The sequence below is a fragment of the Leuconostoc sp. C5 genome (assembly GCF_056530425.1).
The window spans coordinates 1,147,149-1,163,865 of sequence record NZ_CP134351.1; the positions used below are offsets into that span (position 1 = coordinate 1,147,149).

Annotated in this window: 19 protein-coding genes; 4 read left to right on the forward strand and 15 right to left on the reverse strand. The window is 36.5% G+C overall.

Annotated features, from left to right (window positions below; all coding sequences use genetic code 11):
* Window positions 1-59: 59 nt before the first annotated feature.
* From lepB to RHP56_RS05840, 12 genes are all read right to left on the reverse strand, one after another.
* Window positions 60-683, reverse strand: coding sequence for a signal peptidase I (lepB, locus tag RHP56_RS05785; RefSeq protein ID WP_011679937.1), 624 nt, complete (start codon window positions 681-683; stop codon window positions 60-62).
* 60 nt (window positions 684-743) lie between these two features.
* Window positions 744-1,097 (reverse strand): YlbF family regulator, encoded by a 354-nt coding sequence (locus tag RHP56_RS05790; RefSeq protein WP_010290990.1) that lies wholly within the window; start codon window positions 1,095-1,097, stop codon window positions 744-746.
* Window positions 1,098-1,185: 88 nt separating this feature from the next.
* Window positions 1,186-3,246 (reverse strand): PBP1A family penicillin-binding protein, encoded by a 2,061-nt coding sequence (locus tag RHP56_RS05795; protein ID WP_462794666.1) that lies wholly within the window; start codon window positions 3,244-3,246, stop codon window positions 1,186-1,188.
* A 3-nt stretch (window positions 3,247-3,249) separates the two neighbouring features.
* On the reverse strand, window positions 3,250-3,720 hold the full coding sequence (locus RHP56_RS05800; RefSeq protein WP_011679939.1) for an arginine repressor: 471 nt from the start codon (window positions 3,718-3,720) through the stop codon (window positions 3,250-3,252).
* A 112-nt stretch (window positions 3,721-3,832) separates the two neighbouring features.
* Window positions 3,833-5,524 (reverse strand): arginine--tRNA ligase, encoded by a 1,692-nt coding sequence (gene argS, locus RHP56_RS05805; protein ID WP_129870157.1) that lies wholly within the window; start codon window positions 5,522-5,524, stop codon window positions 3,833-3,835.
* Window positions 5,525-5,803: 279 nt separating this feature from the next.
* The gene (locus RHP56_RS05810) at window positions 5,804-6,073 is read right to left on the reverse strand and encodes a hypothetical protein (protein WP_010292892.1); all 270 of its coding nucleotides are present in this window, start codon (window positions 6,071-6,073) and stop codon (window positions 5,804-5,806) included.
* A 54-nt stretch (window positions 6,074-6,127) separates the two neighbouring features.
* Window positions 6,128-7,333 (reverse strand): bifunctional phosphopantothenoylcysteine decarboxylase/phosphopantothenate--cysteine ligase CoaBC, encoded by a 1,206-nt coding sequence (gene coaBC / locus RHP56_RS05815; protein WP_011679941.1) that lies wholly within the window; start codon window positions 7,331-7,333, stop codon window positions 6,128-6,130.
* Window positions 7,334-7,403: 70 nt separating this feature from the next.
* Window positions 7,404-7,901: an LURP-one-related/scramblase family protein gene (locus RHP56_RS05820; protein WP_102753812.1), complete on the reverse strand. Its 498-nt coding sequence runs from the start codon at window positions 7,899-7,901 to the stop codon at window positions 7,404-7,406.
* Window positions 7,898-8,713, reverse strand: a complete 816-nt coding sequence (locus RHP56_RS05825) for an SPFH domain-containing protein (RefSeq protein WP_011679943.1) — start codon at window positions 8,711-8,713, stop codon at window positions 7,898-7,900. The genes RHP56_RS05820 and RHP56_RS05825 overlap by 4 nt, the downstream gene beginning before the upstream one ends.
* A gap of 11 nt (window positions 8,714-8,724) precedes the next feature.
* Window positions 8,725-9,072, reverse strand: coding sequence for a toxin-antitoxin system HicB family antitoxin (locus RHP56_RS05830; protein ID WP_102753811.1), 348 nt, complete (start codon window positions 9,070-9,072; stop codon window positions 8,725-8,727).
* A gap of 102 nt (window positions 9,073-9,174) precedes the next feature.
* Window positions 9,175-9,378, reverse strand: coding sequence for a CsbD family protein (locus RHP56_RS05835; protein ID WP_011679945.1), 204 nt, complete (start codon window positions 9,376-9,378; stop codon window positions 9,175-9,177).
* A gap of 1,041 nt (window positions 9,379-10,419) precedes the next feature.
* Window positions 10,420-10,938, reverse strand: a complete 519-nt coding sequence (locus RHP56_RS05840; RefSeq protein ID WP_041775162.1) for a hypothetical protein — start codon at window positions 10,936-10,938, stop codon at window positions 10,420-10,422.
* Between the two features lie 568 nt (window positions 10,939-11,506).
* Between RHP56_RS05840 and RHP56_RS05845 the strand changes: the two genes are divergently transcribed.
* Window positions 11,507-11,725, forward strand: a complete 219-nt coding sequence (locus tag RHP56_RS05845) for a hypothetical protein (RefSeq protein WP_011679947.1) — start codon at window positions 11,507-11,509, stop codon at window positions 11,723-11,725.
* A gap of 324 nt (window positions 11,726-12,049) precedes the next feature.
* On the opposite strand, the gene trmB is transcribed toward RHP56_RS05845, so the two are convergent.
* The 3 genes from trmB to RHP56_RS05860 are packed head-to-tail and all read right to left on the reverse strand — an operon-like array spanning window position 12,050 to window position 14,738.
* Entirely contained in the window at window positions 12,050-12,709 is a 660-nt protein-coding gene (gene trmB, locus RHP56_RS05850) for a tRNA (guanosine(46)-N7)-methyltransferase TrmB (protein ID WP_014324828.1), read from the reverse strand.
* 12 nt (window positions 12,710-12,721) lie between these two features.
* Window positions 12,722-14,008, reverse strand: coding sequence for an ABC transporter permease (locus tag RHP56_RS05855; RefSeq protein WP_025268170.1), 1,287 nt, complete (start codon window positions 14,006-14,008; stop codon window positions 12,722-12,724).
* Window positions 13,998-14,738 (reverse strand): ABC transporter ATP-binding protein, encoded by a 741-nt coding sequence (locus RHP56_RS05860; RefSeq protein ID WP_014324830.1) that lies wholly within the window; start codon window positions 14,736-14,738, stop codon window positions 13,998-14,000. Before RHP56_RS05860 ends, RHP56_RS05855 begins: the two co-directional genes overlap by 11 nt.
* 162 nt (window positions 14,739-14,900) lie before the next feature.
* Here RHP56_RS05860 and RHP56_RS05865 point away from each other — a divergent pair, with 162 nt between their 5' ends.
* From RHP56_RS05865 to RHP56_RS05875, 3 genes are read left to right on the forward strand one after another with little or no spacing between them, the layout of a single operon-like run.
* Window positions 14,901-15,323: an HIT family protein gene (locus tag RHP56_RS05865; protein ID WP_014324831.1), complete on the forward strand. Its 423-nt coding sequence runs from the start codon at window positions 14,901-14,903 to the stop codon at window positions 15,321-15,323.
* 34 nt (window positions 15,324-15,357) lie between these two features.
* Window positions 15,358-15,600: a hypothetical protein gene (locus tag RHP56_RS05870; protein WP_010289169.1), complete on the forward strand. Its 243-nt coding sequence runs from the start codon at window positions 15,358-15,360 to the stop codon at window positions 15,598-15,600.
* Between the two features lie 55 nt (window positions 15,601-15,655).
* Window positions 15,656-16,666 carry a peptidyl-prolyl cis-trans isomerase gene (locus RHP56_RS05875; RefSeq protein ID WP_025268172.1) on the forward strand — a complete coding sequence of 337 codons (1,011 nt, stop codon included), beginning with the start codon at window positions 15,656-15,658 and terminating at the stop codon, window positions 16,664-16,666.
* Window positions 16,667-16,717 lie beyond the last annotated feature (51 nt).

Sequence of the window (16,717 nt, forward strand, 5' to 3'; positions counted from 1 at the left end):
TGATTAAAGGTTTTATTTTATTGATAGTAATCATAGCATTTTTTAAAAGTTAATGCAACTTACTTACTAAAGAAATTTTTATTCCCTTGATTGACATTTGCTTTAGCCGTTTTGTTACTATTCCAAAATGGAACAATGACTTTACCAACAACGTGCTTTTTATCTACAAATCCAAAATACCGACCATCATTTGAAACTGACCGATGATCGCCCATGACAAAATACTTACCTTTTGGAACTGTAGAATTATTGCGATCCTTTTTCTGCCATAGCGTACCGGAGGAAAGTGTCTTAAGAGACCATGTGCTACCAAAAGACATTTCCGTTCCCTGTGTACGTTCATTCAAACTAATGAAGCTTTGATTAACTTTCTTGCCATTGACGTACAGATTAGACGCTTTGTATTCAACTGTATCACCTGGGATCGCAATAATACGCTTCACGTACTTATCGTCCCCAGACTGGTACCTAGGATCTTCATCTTTAGCGTTAAATACAATAACATCTCCACGCTTATAACTTGCCACTTTGTTTAGAAACACATTCTCGTTATCTTGCAAATTTGGTTCCATTGATGGCCCACTAACTTTTACGCGTGTGAATAAAAATGAGCGAATAAGCACAACAATAAGAATTGCAATGGCAATTGGAAAAACCCACTCCTTCAAAAATTTCATAAACATAAATAACTTCCTTTACATAAAATCACCAACAGCATAACTGTCGGTGATAGTGAGCTTAATTTACTTCTGCAACTTAGAATATGCTTCGGCAACGGGTTTTGTAACGATGTCATTTAATTCCGTTAGCAAAGTGTTCAAAGCCTGTTCTGCTTCCATCAGCGCATTAATTTTTTCGTCTTTTTGTACTTTTGCAGCAACAGCATCCCATTCCTTTTCTTGTTCAGGTTTTGGTTGTTGCTGACTTTGCATCATTTGTTGTACTGCCATTTGAATTTCTTGGAATTCACCAAACAACGCCTTAGAATCAGTGTCATTTTGTATTGCGTTAAATGCATTTTGCCATGCAATATATTGTTGTGTTTCTGTCAAAATATTTGCCATTTCATTGGCGTTATCGTAAATATTTACTGTCATGTTATTTTCCTTTTTTTAACGTTATTCTATGTCACTAAAATCATATCACAACCCATAACTAATGTGAAACACTAATCAATCTAAACGATTAATTACCAAATAATCCTTTGACATTATTCCACAATTGACCCGCTCCTTCAACAGCTTTGTCAACACCACTATTGAAATCATCTTGAATCGTTCCCCATAAGTCACTACTTTGACTTATACTACTTGATGTAGTGTTAGGATTTGTTACTGTAAAGGCGGTTTGATCCGTATTTGGCAAAATTTGTTCCAAAGACGTTTTAACCAGTGGTCCCATTGTAGACGTTAATCCTAACGGTAAAGAACCAGTATTGTTCCCTTCCAGTCCCATCCAAGTTGCTTGAACAATGTCTTTCGTATACGCCATTGCCCATGAATCCTTTGACGAACTAGCATTATTGGTACTATTAGGATTTTCAGTAGTACCGGTTTTACCAGCAATAGTGTAACCCGATGGTGCAGATCCAACACCTGTACCATCCGTATAGGTACCTAGCATCATACGTGTCATATTATTTGCAACCTTACTACTGATGACCTGTGTTTGTTTTGCCTTTGGTGAGCTAACAATTACTTTGCCACTCGCATCAACTATTTTAGTAATATAATGTGCCTGACTCATCACACCACCATTGGCAAAAGCTGTGTATGCTTGTGCCATTTGTTGTGGGGATACACCTTTGGTCAATCCGCCTAGTGCTAGTGATAGGTTCTTATCCTTTTTGGTTAATGGTAAGCCAAACTTAGTACCACTCTTATAACCAACCTCTACACCCATTTTATTAAGCAAATAAACTGCCGGAATATTATACGAATGTTCCAAAGCTGAATACATAGGAACATCAGCCGTTTCAACGTTCATGGCATTGTTTGGTGTATAATTGTTCGTCCCAAAACTCATCGATTGGTTAGGCAATTTTGTACTAATACTATAACCTCGTTGTAGAGCTGGTGCATAAACGACCATTGGTTTGATTGCTGAACCAGGTTGTAATTGTGATTGATTAGCACGATTAAAGCCACGGAAAGTATGAGATGTTTCACGACCACCAACTACAGCCAATACCCCACCAGTTTTAGCATTCAAAACAATAGATGCTGCTTGTGCGTCATCAACATAGTTAAATAATGCTGAATTATCGAAATCATTTTGTAAATTCGTTTGATCCTTTTGGTTTAACGTTGTGTATATTTTATACCCACGATTCATAACATCGTTTTCTGTTAAACCGTAGGTATTAATGGCTTCGTTAATCACTGAATCGAAATACCAAGGATAATTATAATCACCAGAATCATCATAAGTATCATTTAGCGTATCCGTCGTCGATTTGGCTGCACTAGCCTGCGCTGAAGTGATCTTTTTATTCTCAACCATGGTTGTCAAAACTAAATTACGTCGAGCCTTGGAAGCTTCTGGATAATCGATAGGATTAAATTTGGCGGGACTAGTTAACATACCCGCTAGTGTAGCCGCTTGTGTTGTCGTTAATTCACTAGCATGAACACCAAAATATTTCTGTGATGCATCTTCTACGCCCCAGACACCATGACCAAACCATGCATTATTAAGGTACATCGTAAAAATTTCATTTTTAGTGTAATCTTGTTCAACCTGCATGGACAAAAAGATTTCTTTGGCTTTTCTGGTAAATGTCTGTTCTTGCGACAAATAAGCATTTTTAACCAATTGCTGTGTTAACGTAGAACCGCCACCAGAAATAGTATTAGATCCGGTTATTTTGTTTTTAACCAATAAAACAGCTGCACGTGCAATCCCTTTTACCGAGAAGCCATACTCATGATAAAAATTACGGTCTTCGATTGATAAAACTGCATCTCGCATGTTCTGTGAAATCTTATTATACGAGACATAGGTGCCTTTTTGTGAATATAATTCGCCTGCTTTTTCACCCTGATCATCGTAAACTGTTGCCGTTTGAGAGAGCGTTGCTTCTAAATTTTTAACGTGTGCAGTTTTAGCTAAAATTGCTAAGTAGGCACTTGTGACCAAAAATAATGTTAAAAATAAAATAATCAGCAAGCGACCAAATTGCCAACGATGCCAAATTGGTCCAAACTTATCCCACACTTTTTGACTTATTGCTTTCAACCACTTCATTCATCAACCTATCAATTCCGCCCAATGATCAGCTAGCTTTGCGGCATCTGTTTCATTTTTACTTGTAACGTAAATTGTGTTAAATCCCGCTAGTGTCGTAATAACTTCAGGTAAATTCGCGTCATCGATAATGCCAGCAACTGAGTTACCACTACCATCAGTCGTTTTAATAATCGTTAAGAACTCAACGTGAGTCACGAATGAAGCATATTCTTTGATTGCTTCATCAACGGCGTTAGTCGTTACCAAATTTTGAACATTTTTCGTTGTATCATTGAGTTGCTGGTAACGTAACTGTCCGCTGTCGCTCTTTTGGCGAATAATATTCATTGCTCGAATATCACGTGATACGGTTGTTTGTGTTGTCTCAACACCATGCTTGATAAGTTGAGCAAGCAATTCTTCTTGGCTGGCAATGATATTATCCTGAATAATATCTAAAATAAGCTTTTGCCGTTCTTGTTTTGAAATCATTGATTTCTCCTTTGTATCATGATGCACGGTTATCTAAAAATATATCATTTACTACCGTTTTGTGCATCACTTTAACAGTTAGCTTAAATAGCACTTGATCTGTCCAGATCAGTTACATTTCTTCAGGTGCCTTGACACCTAATAATCTCAAACTTTCTGTCAAAACAATAGACACTGATTTAACCAACACCAAACGAGCATTTAATTGAGCGTCTTCTGTTAATATTTTTGAGTTGGCATAGTACTTGTTAAACGCTCTTGACAAATTTAACGCATATTTAGCAATAATGCTGGCCTCGCGTTGTTGCCAAGCACGTTGCACTGTCTTGGGGAAGTTGTTCAGTGTCGTAATAATATCCCATGTTGCTGGATCAGTCAAATTCAAGTCATCACTCGTCAATTGAACCGACGTCTTGCGTAAAATTGATTTTGCTCGGGCATTCGTATACTGTACGTATGGTCCAGTATCTCCTTCAAAACGGACAACTTCTTCTAAATTAAAGTCAAAGTTGTTGGTACGATCATTCATTAAGTCATGAAACACAACAGCACCGGCGCCCACTTCTTCTGCCACTGTATCTTTATCACCCAAAGCAGGATTTTTCTCTTGAATTTGCTTCAAAGCCAATTCATGAGCATCATCTAATACATCCTTCAGTAAAACAACATCACCCTTACGTGTTGACATTTTTTTGCCATTAAACGTAATTAGACCAAAGGCAATGTGTTCAATGTCATCAGACCACTCAAAGCCCATCAATGATAAGACGGCCTTCATCTGCACAAAATGTTCTCGCTGCTCACCACCGACAACATACAACGATTTCGCAAAATCATATGTTTCTTTTCTATAAAGTGCGGCTGCTAAGTCACGAGTCATATATAAAGTTGCACCATCTGAACGCTTAATCATGGCCGGTGTTAGATTTGGATTGATATGGCTCAAATCAACAATCTGTGCCCCCTGTGATTCAACTAGAAGATTTTTTTCTTCTAAGAGATCAACTACCTTGTCCATTTTATCATTATAAAATGCTTCGCCGTTGAATGAATCAAACGTTATATCTAAGCGGTCGTATATTTCAGAAAACTCTTTCAACGACTCAGCACGGAACCATTGCCACAAACGATGTGCCTCTTCATCACCATCTTCAAGTTTCTTAAACCAAGCACGACCTTCATCATTTAGTGAGTCATTTTCCTTAGCTTTTTCGTGAAACTCAACGTAGTACTTTAACAAAGTGGCAATTGGGTCTGATTTGACTTCTTCTTCAGAACCCCATGCTTTGTAAGCATATATTAGTTTACCAAATTGCGTACCCCAGTCACCTAAATGATTTATTTTAACCGGTGCATAACCATTTTTTGCTGTGATGTTTGCTAGTGCATTACCGATAACAGTCGACCGTAAGTGTCCCATCGACATTGGCTTGGCGATGTTTGGGCTGGACATGTCAATCGTGACTTTGGCACCCTGTCCATCCACATTGTCACCGTAGGCACCTTCCAAGTCAAATACTGTCTTCAATACTTGATTAGACGTAGCTACTTTGTCCAAGAAAAAGTTAACATAAGGCCCAGTAGCAACAACTTTTTCAAATCCTTCTTGATCAATTGCAGCAACGATGTCTGCTGCAATTAATTGCGGTGCTTTATGTAATGTCTTGGCTAATGTAAATGTTGGAAAAGCAACATCTCCAAGGTCAGATGATTTTGGTGCTTCTAGTTTTTCAGAAATTTCTTGTAAAGTAAGGTCAGTTAGCACTGCGTTAAGTGCCTCAACAATTTGTATATTATCTACCATTTTTTTTCCTTTTGGTTTTTAATTATGATTTTTAGTAAAAATACATTATAATCAAAAATTCGATATTCTTATTATACCGTATTTTAGGCATTATTCATCTAAAAATAAATAAGCTCGCCTCTTGTTTTCATCAACAAAGAGACGAGCCTAGCCCGCGGTACCACTCTAATAGCTTTCGCCACTCAAATTTATTAACTTTGGACTCTTAGTACGCGCCGTTTTGACTATGGCTTGACTTCCATCAACTCAAGCTCGCTTAATCATAGTTCCAAAACATCTTTACTTATCTTCGTCTTTTACAGATTTTTCAGGCGCAGGGCCGTGTTTAATCACTTCAACCTCATCCATGCGAACAACCGCACGATGGTTCATTTCGTTAACTGCTGGTTGGTCAGCTGGAGCATTTTCCGTAATCTCAACCAACAATGAGTTTTCATAAATTTTTTCAACTTGACCTGTAAAAGGTTTTTCTAAGTTACCATAAGCTGGTGCTAATAAAACATCTCCAAGGTTAAATCCAGAGGTATTTTCTTCTACTTCTTCTGCCATGTTTGCCTCCATTTTAACGTTATTTAACAGTTTATTCTAGCATAAAACAGATGTTTATGCGAGTGTTTTAACTACTCTATCTAATATAGCCCGCGCAATGTCAATTTTTGGTAACAATTCAATTTTTTCTGGGTCTTTATCACGTGATAAAATCGTTACTTTATTATTATCAGAGTCAAAACCACTATCCACATTACTAACATCATTAGCAATTAAGAAATCTGCATTCTTCTTTGATAGCTTTTTTTGTGCAGACGCGAGAACATTTTGCGTTTCAGCAGCAAATCCCACAACAATTTGCCCGGCTTTCTTCATATGACCAATATCTGATAATATATCAGGATTTTGAATTAATTCAATCGTTAAATTCTCGTGACCTACTTTTTTTATTTTGTTTTCAGCTTGTGAAGCAGGCCGATAATCAGATACAGCTGCCGAACTAATGAAAACATCCGCATCAGAAAATTCTTGCACAACCGCTGTATGCATGTCACGTGTAGAAGTAACAACTATTTCTCGGACGCCGTACAATTCTTCACGTTTTGTTGTGGTTATAAGTACCACCGTTGCACCTAACTCTGCAGCTACCTGTGCCAAAGCATAGCCCATTTTTCCTGAAGAACGATTTGTTAAATACCGCACTGGATCAAGCGCTTCACGTGTCCCGCCAGCTGTAATAACAAGTTTCTTTCCTTTTAGTTCACCGCCACGCGCCTGTATACGAATAGCTGCCTGATTTATAATTGTCACAGGTTCCGGTAGGCGACCTTGCGACTCGTAACCTTCGGCTAAGAAACCAATCGCTGGGTCAATAATAAACCAACCATCACTTTTTAATAAATTCAAATTACGAACAACCGCGTCATTATTAAACATAACATCGTTCATCGCTGGGGCGATAACTTTAGCCGCAGGTGATGCCATTACCGTCGCAGTCACAGCATCATCAGCGATACCATTTGCTATTTTTCCAATAATGTTAGCAGTGGCCGGCACAACAAATATCATGTCTGCCCACTTAGCCCATTCAATATGAGTAACCGCAGCCTTCTCATCACGAAAAAGATCAGTTAACACATCATGTTTAGATAAAACAGCTAATGTTTGTACAGTAATAAATTTTTGGGCCGCAGCCGTCATTCCTACACGAACATGAGCACCGCTTTTAACAAATTCGCGTACTAATGTTGCTGACTTGTAAGCCGAAATGCTACCTGTCACAATCACTAATATATTCTTATTTCTATAGAAATCATTCATGCCATTTATTATATCATGGAATGTTTTAAACACGATTCAAAAAGCGATATTCTAAGAATATCGCTTTCTTCTAGGAAGTTGCAGAACTAGAATTGTGAGATTGTGCTTTAACATAATCAATTGCTACCACTACCGCCACAACAACAGATTCCAAAGACTCGTCCTCAATTTTAATGTCATAGGTGCTTGTCATTGCTAACCAGCGCTGATCAACAGAGCCAATTTCACGTCCATCTTGCAGGATGGCAAAATTCATGTCCCAGATATTACCTTCTACACTTAGACCAAGTCCTTCAATTTCGTATCTTGGTTTTAAAAAGGAAAAACGTTTAATGATTTCAACTTCTTCTGGAAACTCATTAATAATTAACTTAAACTTTGGTAAAAAAGTAAACACTTGATGCGTTAAACGCGCAATAGGTATACTGTTCAAATCTAGAATATCAAAATACTTTGGAATACTAAATGTACTGCCAGAAACGGTGTAGCGTGTGTTCTCACTGTCGTCAGTTATATCAAACTTTCCGCCCAACGAAAACAAGTGTTGTCTCATCAGTAAATGTTTCATTTAAGTCCTTTTTCTAGTAATTTACCAGCAACTGGTATTTGACCCAACTGATCTAATTCCTGACCATTCACAACTACCAAATTGCTAGATGATTCAGCCAAAGTTGAGAAAGCATTGATTGACTGGTTTTGGAAATACTTATCATCAGCACCAGCTAAACCAGCCTGAACAGTGTCAATACGATATTTTTCAGCTTCAGCACGAGTTTTCGTAGCATCAGCTTCAGCCTTGGCAGTAGCCATCAATGCATCGTTTTTAGCTTTTGTTGTCAATTCAATTGAACGTGCTTCACCTTCAGCCTTAGCAATTGTAGCAACTCGCTCACGATCTGCCGTTAATTGCTTATCCATTGCTTCTTGAATTGAAGCAGAAGGGCGTAATTCATCAATATTGATACGATCAACATTGATACCGTACGTATTCGTTAAATCACCAATGGCATCCGCTAATTGGACATTAATTTTGGTAGTAGAACCAAGCGCTTCGTTTAACTCCATGCGACCAATAATATCACGTAAGTGCCCACGCACAAGTTGTGCCATAGATTCAACTGAATCCGTGTTTTCGTACATATATTTAACTGCGTTAGTTACATGATAATTTAAAGTAACACTTGCCTTGATATCAGCGTTATCGGCAGTAATCACCGAGTAATCAGGCAGACGTAGTGGGCGCATAGCCAAACTTACCTTACGAATTGTTTGAAAGAACGGTACATAAAAATGTAATCCGGCCTCTCTTCGGGCACGATATTTTCCCAACGTCTCTACAAGACCCGCATTGTTCTGCGGAACAATCTTAAAAAAAAGCATAACTTCTCCCTCTAATCTTTCATGATTTGTCGTAATGTCAAGATATTCCCGTTTGCCTCGAGAATCACGTAATCTTCATCACTTTTAGCAACAGCACTATTATCAATCAAATATCGATAATAGATACCAGAAACGTTGACCAAACCGCTTTTAATATCAATATTTTTACCTGAAATGACCTGACCCACAAATTGACGGTCTTCAAAGTTGCTTGGATGATAGTTAGCCATCAGTAATTGGGTGATGTAATTATTTAATGACCTCCCCTCCTTGCTGGCCTGTTCCGCCAAAAACTCATGTAGTTTGGGATCAATTCTCAATGGTATGTTGCCTGACTTCATGTTTTTTTCTTTAACCATATCTTTATGATATCACATTTAAATCATTTTGCAATTATTAAAATTTTTTTTACATAATAAAAACGCCTAACTACTGCAAGCTAGGCGCTTTTTATTTGTTAATTACTTTTTATCGTTCTTTAAATTGTCAATACTATCTTTGACAGCATCTTTGGCTTCCGTTACGGCATCCTTAGCTTTTCCAAACAAGCCTTGGGCCTTACCTTCTGCTTCACGCTGCTTATCACCGGTAACCTTGCCTTCAACTTCTTTTGCTTTACCAGCAACCTTGTCCTTAGCATTATCAAACTTTTCTTCAACTGACATATAATACGTTCTCCTTGAGGTTTATTTGATGTTACAAGTTCATTGTAACATTTCTAATAAAAAATGACAGTAAAAAAGAACCACTAGAGAAGTTAGACGCGGTTCTTAACATTGGGAGTTGTGATTTTCGGGATAATTAAAAACCACAATTTTATTCTATGCCTATGCAAAGGCTAAAACAACGTATTTCCCTGGTCAATTGACTATCTTATGTTCAAAAAAACCACGTGGCATGAGCAGACACGTGGTTTAAAGATTAGAGTTCTGGTTTTCGTGGCAAATAACAAATCAGAAACCATACACACATTTTAGTTTTATTGATGGCAGAATACAACAGTATTTGCTGGGCAATATCATTTAGTTTGTTCAAAAATAATTTTATTTTAATTCTTGGTTTTCCAGATGTTACACACTGGCCATTTTATACACAAATCATTAGCTATAGTTGAAAAGACTTTTTGCGAGTTTTGCTTGACGTAGATATCCCAATTCAGTCCAATTATTATTTGTTTAAATAGTATTGACAATGAGAAAATTTCGCTATTCACATATGTACGATGCCCCCGAAGGGAAGAAGCAATACATTTTGGGAGTGTATTTAATAATTTCTAGGGACATCTTACCTAAATGTTAGCACGCTAATTACATTTTCTCTAGCAATAACACTTATAACAACTGGTTAAACGTTCGACAATACATCAATTAGAATTTAATACACAATAAAATGCCCAACCTGAGTTTCGGGATAAAACATACAAATGGTTGGGCATTTGATAATGTCTAAATAACATTACAAAATTTAGTATATCGGATCAATCATTTAAAGATATAAAATATGTTAACTTTCTTGACAAAATTGACAAAACAAATACCGACCAGAATGTCTTCTAGCCGGTATTCTTTGCAATGAGTTTCACTCGTTCTATTTGAGATATTCACTCAAACTAAATTCTTCCCCATGCATAAAGCATATCATGAAACATCGATAGAAAATTCAATTGTTTATTATTAAAATTAACTTATTTAATTCAAATTTAATTATCATTTTAAGCATTTAAATAGCCAGGATTTAATTTTTTCATCAATATCATTAACAAACTTCAACTTGCCGTAGTAAATATTATCTAACGCGTCTATTGCGTAGACCTTAAGTTTTTTCGCATCTTGAGCCGTGATAATTACTCCTAACTCCTCCTCAACCCACGGCATATTAAGAGGCAAAGCTGTTTTTCCTATAATTTCTTTGTTGGGCTCAAAGCTATATTTTGCATAGTTCTTTTCTCGCAGATCTTGCCAAGTATCAGCATAAGTAAACTCTTTGTCAGTAATACCAGCCTCAACTATTTTCATATCAATATCACCAACATTTTTAACATTGATTTTAAAATATGTATTTTCGTAATTTTCCTTGGACCGATGATCTTTGTTTTGTGGAACAGGACGTTTGATATCTTTTTTGAAATGATACAAATATCCCTTTATCTCAATCTGAATTTTTTTATCATGAGAACGGTAAAAGGAACCCACAAAAATAGAAATTATCGCCCCTAAACCACCCAATCAGCAAGTGGTCCCATTTCACTTGTTGTTAAAGTCGTCATAGTATAGCGCCCTCCAATAGACAGCAAAAAAAGCATCCGAAGATACTTTTAAGTGATCCAAACAACGGTGTTATGATTTTGTATATTAATCAAGTTTCAGGAAATTACATAGTGCATTTGGATCACCACGAGCTAAATATTAGCACACTAAGCCTGTCTTGTCACTAAAATATTTGTACAATACAAATAATTGGAAATGTAGTAGTCTTTATAAATCGCCTTGCTTATGAAAAACCCTTAGCGAATCTTTCTGGTTGCAGGCTTTTGGTAACAAAAAACAAGGCTTAATCCTCACTCAAGAAAAAGCCTTGCAAACTCAGTAATTCTCGGCTTACCAAGCTTATTGATATACATTTATGGATGAATATCATTCTTGTAAACATTTTTTGGTAACGCTTACATAATGATTATATACAATTTTAATATGCTTGGCAATAATTATTTTGCTTAGTTTCTTATAGGTAGTTATTTGATTTTCCATTCATTGTTTTAGTGATATACTTTTAATAAATCAAATAGGGGGAAACATGTTAAATATTATTACTGAAATACTAGTTCTTATCATGTTTGTAAGTGGCGTTGGTTCATTTCTCACCTTAAGGCCAGCATATGAAATACGCTCAAAAACACAAAAAATATGGGTGTCTATTTTTCTTACAGCAATTATTGCCGCATTCATAATAACATTATTAACTGCAGTACCTGACTTCATTCACGGCTTTATAGACGGAATATCAGGCAAATAAATAATGAAACATCATCTTAATTGATGGTGTTTTTTACTTGATTTAAAAATAAAAAACACTCGAGTGCTCAATTAACCCTGGTACAACAAACATTTCACAACTATTAAGTAATACTCTTCCAACTCAGAAGTTAATTCTAACTTGATCATCAATAAAGAAACCAATGTATATTACTACAATAACGAGCGGATAAAAAACTGGCCGGAAACATTCCGGTTCAATACCGAAATCTTGCCAACCAGTTAGCCACTTAAATTTCACACTCAATTTTCGAGGTGAAGTTCATATTTTTTGTTTATATAAAACTCTATAAACCTTGTCGCTCTAAAAGTGAGCTTTAATCTTATAAATTGGTTGACCCTTAGCCATAAACTTTTGTTCATACTCGGTCTCAACGTTACCCTGTACCTTGTCATCATCAGCATGCAAGTCCAGCGTGTAATCTTCCGGTGTCCATCGCATGCCATAGTCCATAAAACTAACCATTGAATACTCAAATAAATGACGATTATCTGTTTTGAACTCAACTTCGCCATGTTCTGGCAAAACTGCTTCATAAGATTTCAAGAATGACTTATACGTTAATCGACGGGATTCATGACGCTTTTTTGGCCAAGGATCAGAAAAGTTCAAGTAAACTTTGCTAACTTCGCCTTTTTCAAAATAAGTCTCAACACCATTACCATTACCATAAATATAACGCAAGTTTGGCAATGTGCCGACCTGATCAAAGCTCTTACGTGCTGCAATGGCAATTGCCGTCTCCTGAATTTCCATGCCAATATAATTAATTTCCGGATGTGCCAAGGCCATGCCAAGAATAAACTGACCCTTACCAGAGCCAATCTCCAAATGTATTGGTTGTTCTTGGTCAAATAATGATTGCCACTGTCCAATTTGTGCTGTTGCACGATCTTGATCAATCACTATATCTGAATGCTCAGCCAGCCAATCGCTAGCCCAAGGTTTTGAGCGTAAATGCATAAAATCTCTCCGTTACTTTTTCATTTTTTTAATCATGTATGGAATATAACTTTTTTGTAGCGCAATAGTAACTACAATCAACAATACAAATAATAACAATATCCGTTGTAAAGAGCCACTTGTCACGGCTACCGTAACAATCAACAACGTGCAAACAATGTAGTTCACCAATCTATGCACCTGAATAAATGCGCTCTGTTTCTGAGAATTGGTGATTGGCATCAAACGCGTCCAAATTTTCTTTTGCGTATCTGAAAATAGTGGCAATAACTGAAAATTAACAAGATATACTGTCAATGCACCAACTACAGCAACAAGCCAATCGGGTGCAGTCTGCAACACACCTACGATAATCATCCCCACAATTATTAATCTAAGAACCAAAGGCAATATTTCCGTGTCTCGCGCTAAACGTGTCCAATATAATCGCAACATTGCTGGTTTATTCTTTATCAAACGTTGCAGACAAAAATCTAGGTAACGTCGTCTTTTAATTGATTTAGGTTGATTGGGGATTTCAGCAAAAAGTGCAAAAAAGTGCAATACTCTTTGCTTTTGTTGTTGTGCTTGTTGTGTTGCGATGGCCCAATTGATTGCGAATGAGTTTGCCTTATGATTGCTGATATGAAAATAGTAAGCCGTTACTACCATCAATACCAACCAAGCACTCATCAAAATATATACTTGCGTCTGGGTCAATATAAGGATAAATTCTAAGAAAATGCTAGGCAATAAAACACGGAAGAGAAGCCCCTCAGCTGTTGAATTTGCTTCAAATATCGTAATCGTTTGCACGCGTTGCTTCAAGAATAGCTTATCTCGTTCAAATAACAATAGAAGCAACTTATAACTAATTGCAAAAATCAGCAACGAACTAATTCGTAATAAACCACTGACATAAATTCGCAATAGAATTGGTATGATAGCACTGACAAAAACAGCTTGCCATACGCTAGCATATAAAATACTCAAATTTACAGAACGCGTCAAATATTTCTTGATAATTTCCGAGTCGTTTCCTAATAAGTAAAGCCTATCTGCTGGCTTGAAGTACGTAATTAAATCACCTATCTGTAGCCCTATCAGTAACCACGTAATGATGATTACTTGCCACCAATTAGAGCGCCAAAACATCATCGACTGCGGCGTACTGAGCAGTTCGCGATAAGCAAGCACAATACCACCCAAAGCAATAATCAAAAAAATCACAAAATGATCATTAAATAATAATCGCAGATATTTAGCACTTGTCCGCTGTTCGTCTCGAAAGCGCCGCCAAAATAAATCGCTAGCCTTCATTAGCTAACTCCTTTTGCATTAAATCAAACAAATCATCAAGATGATCAACTGTTAACTGATTTTCTTCTGCTAAAGCGGAAGGTGTGCCCACGAAACGTACTTTACCATCATGTAGAACAACGAACCTGTCCACAAATGTTGCCGCTGAAGCTAATAAATGAGTTGTCATCAAAATACTATTTCCAAGTTTTGCTTGTTCTTTCATCAAAGATACAACATCCCTTTGCGCTAATGTATCTAAGCCCAAAAAAGGCTCATCAACAATTAGCAATGGGGCGTTCAACATAAATGCAGACACAAGCATTACTTTTTGTCTCATCCCCTTAGAAAAATGGATTGGTAGCCAGTTTAACTTATCCTCTAATCTAAACATGGTTAATAATGACACAACACGTTCCCAAGTATTCTCATTGTCTTTTTCATGCGCCGCTAGCATCAAATGTAAATGTTCAGCCAACGTCAATTCGTCATACAATATTGGTTGTTCGGGAATATATGCAAGTTGTGATTTAAAAGCTGTCGGCTCTGATACTATATTAGTATCATTAAGAACTATTGATCCCATCTGAGGCTGTAGTTCTCCGATAATGTGATTAACTGTCGTTGATTTTCCAGCACCATTTAGACCAATTAAGGCAACGATTTCACCATTAGGCACGTCAAAAGAAATGTTTTTCAATATATTATTGCCTGCGTACCCGCCAGATATATTGTTAATTTTTAATCCCATACATTTATTATAGCAAGCATTACATGATATTTGTATGAAATCTATAAATATAGATAATGACCGTCTCTTTTCAATTTGTTTACTAAAAATAACACTTCATTTTTGTTATATAACCTTATTTGTTATAATGAAAGATAATAAATAGAAACGGAGATTATTACATTGGATATTTTTGACAAAATTATTACAGGTGAAATACCAAGTTATAAAGTTTATGAAGATGAAGACGTTCTCGCCTTTTTGGATATCTCACAAGTAACCCCTGGACATACACTCGTTGTACCAAAGAAAAACGTTGATAATATTTTTGACTACGATGACGATACCGCCAAAAAAGTTTTGTTGAAGTTGCCTGTCATTGCGCGCGCCATAAAAGCCAGTGACGACAAGATTACAGGTCTAAATGTCCAATCAAACAATGGTCCTTCTGCTGGTCAAACCGTTATCCATTCTCACTGGCACCTAATTCCTCGTTATGATGATGATAATCTAAATAGCGTGTTAGCACCAACTATTGATAACAGTGCTCATTTTTCAGCAGAACAGTACCAAGCCATTGCTGATAGTATTGCTTCACAATTTTAAAACATCCGACGTAACGATGTTTGGGAGAAATAATATGAAATTATTTGATCAATTCAAAAATCTCATCACGAATATAAAAGAAATAACATCTTTGCTCAAACAACTCCAGTTACAACAGCATGAATTAACAGAACAATTAAAAGAGATACAGAGTGTTTCTGAGGACATTCAGTCAGACATCGAAAAAATGAATTTCAAAAATCAACCACATATTTCACGTATTAATGAAGCTACTGAGCATTTAAATACTGAATTATCTAAGTTTAAAGCGCATTAGATTCATTTATGGTAAAATACTTAGTATTGTATCTAGAAAAGGAAAGTATTATCACATGCGAAAATTTATTTGGGGGCTTCTCGTCGTTGTTTTTGTCGGCGGACTGGTCTTTCTTGGTTTTAACTCGTCAAAAACATTAATGACTTCAAAAGTTGGTAAAATTACTGAAAAGCAATTTTACGAAGATATCAAAACATCATCAGCTGGTCAGCAAGAATTTGCTAATATGGTTATTAATAAGGTCCTAGGGGCCGAATATGGCGACCAAGTTTCTGACACAGATGTACAAAACGCCTACGACGCACAAAAGGCACAGTATGGTTCATCGTTCAAGACTGTTTTGGCATCAAACAACACAACTGATGCCCAATTTAAAAAGAATATCAAAAATAATCTGATCATCAACGCTGCCATCAAGGCTAACTATAAGGTAACCGATAAGCAACTGAAAACTGCTTATACAAACTACCACTCAGACACGACGATTTCGATGATTACAGCCAAGAATGAAGCTAAGGCTAAAGAAGCAATTGCTGCATTGAAGAACGGTGATAACTGGAATACAGTGTACAAAAAGTATTCTACAGATAGTACTTATAAATCATCAAATGGTAAAATGCCAGCGTTTAATTCAACAAATACAAGCATCGACTCAGCCGTGCAAACTGCAGCATTCAAGCTCGATAAAGTTGGCGACTACTCAACGGAACCTGTAACTGGTACAAGTGGCAGTTACTATGTCATTAAATTGAATAAGAAAACAACAAAACCTTCAATGAGCAGTTTGCGCAGTACCTTATCAACTCAGATAGTGACTGACTTCATTAATGATTCAAGCAACACCAGTGAAATACAAGCCATTGTCGGAAAGATTTTGCGTAAAAACAATGTTAGTGTTAAAGACAGCGACTTGAAAACTGCTTTGAATACCTATCTAACGGCTGGTATTTCTTCTTCAAGTTCTTCAAGTTCTTCAAGTTCTTCAAGTTCTTCAAGTTCTTCAAGTTCTTCAAGTTCTTCAAGTTCTTCAAGTTCTTCAAGTTCTTCAAGTTCTTCATCAAAATAACTGCTGAATCATTTATTGTCAATGATTGTGCAAAGAAAAACGATCTAATTG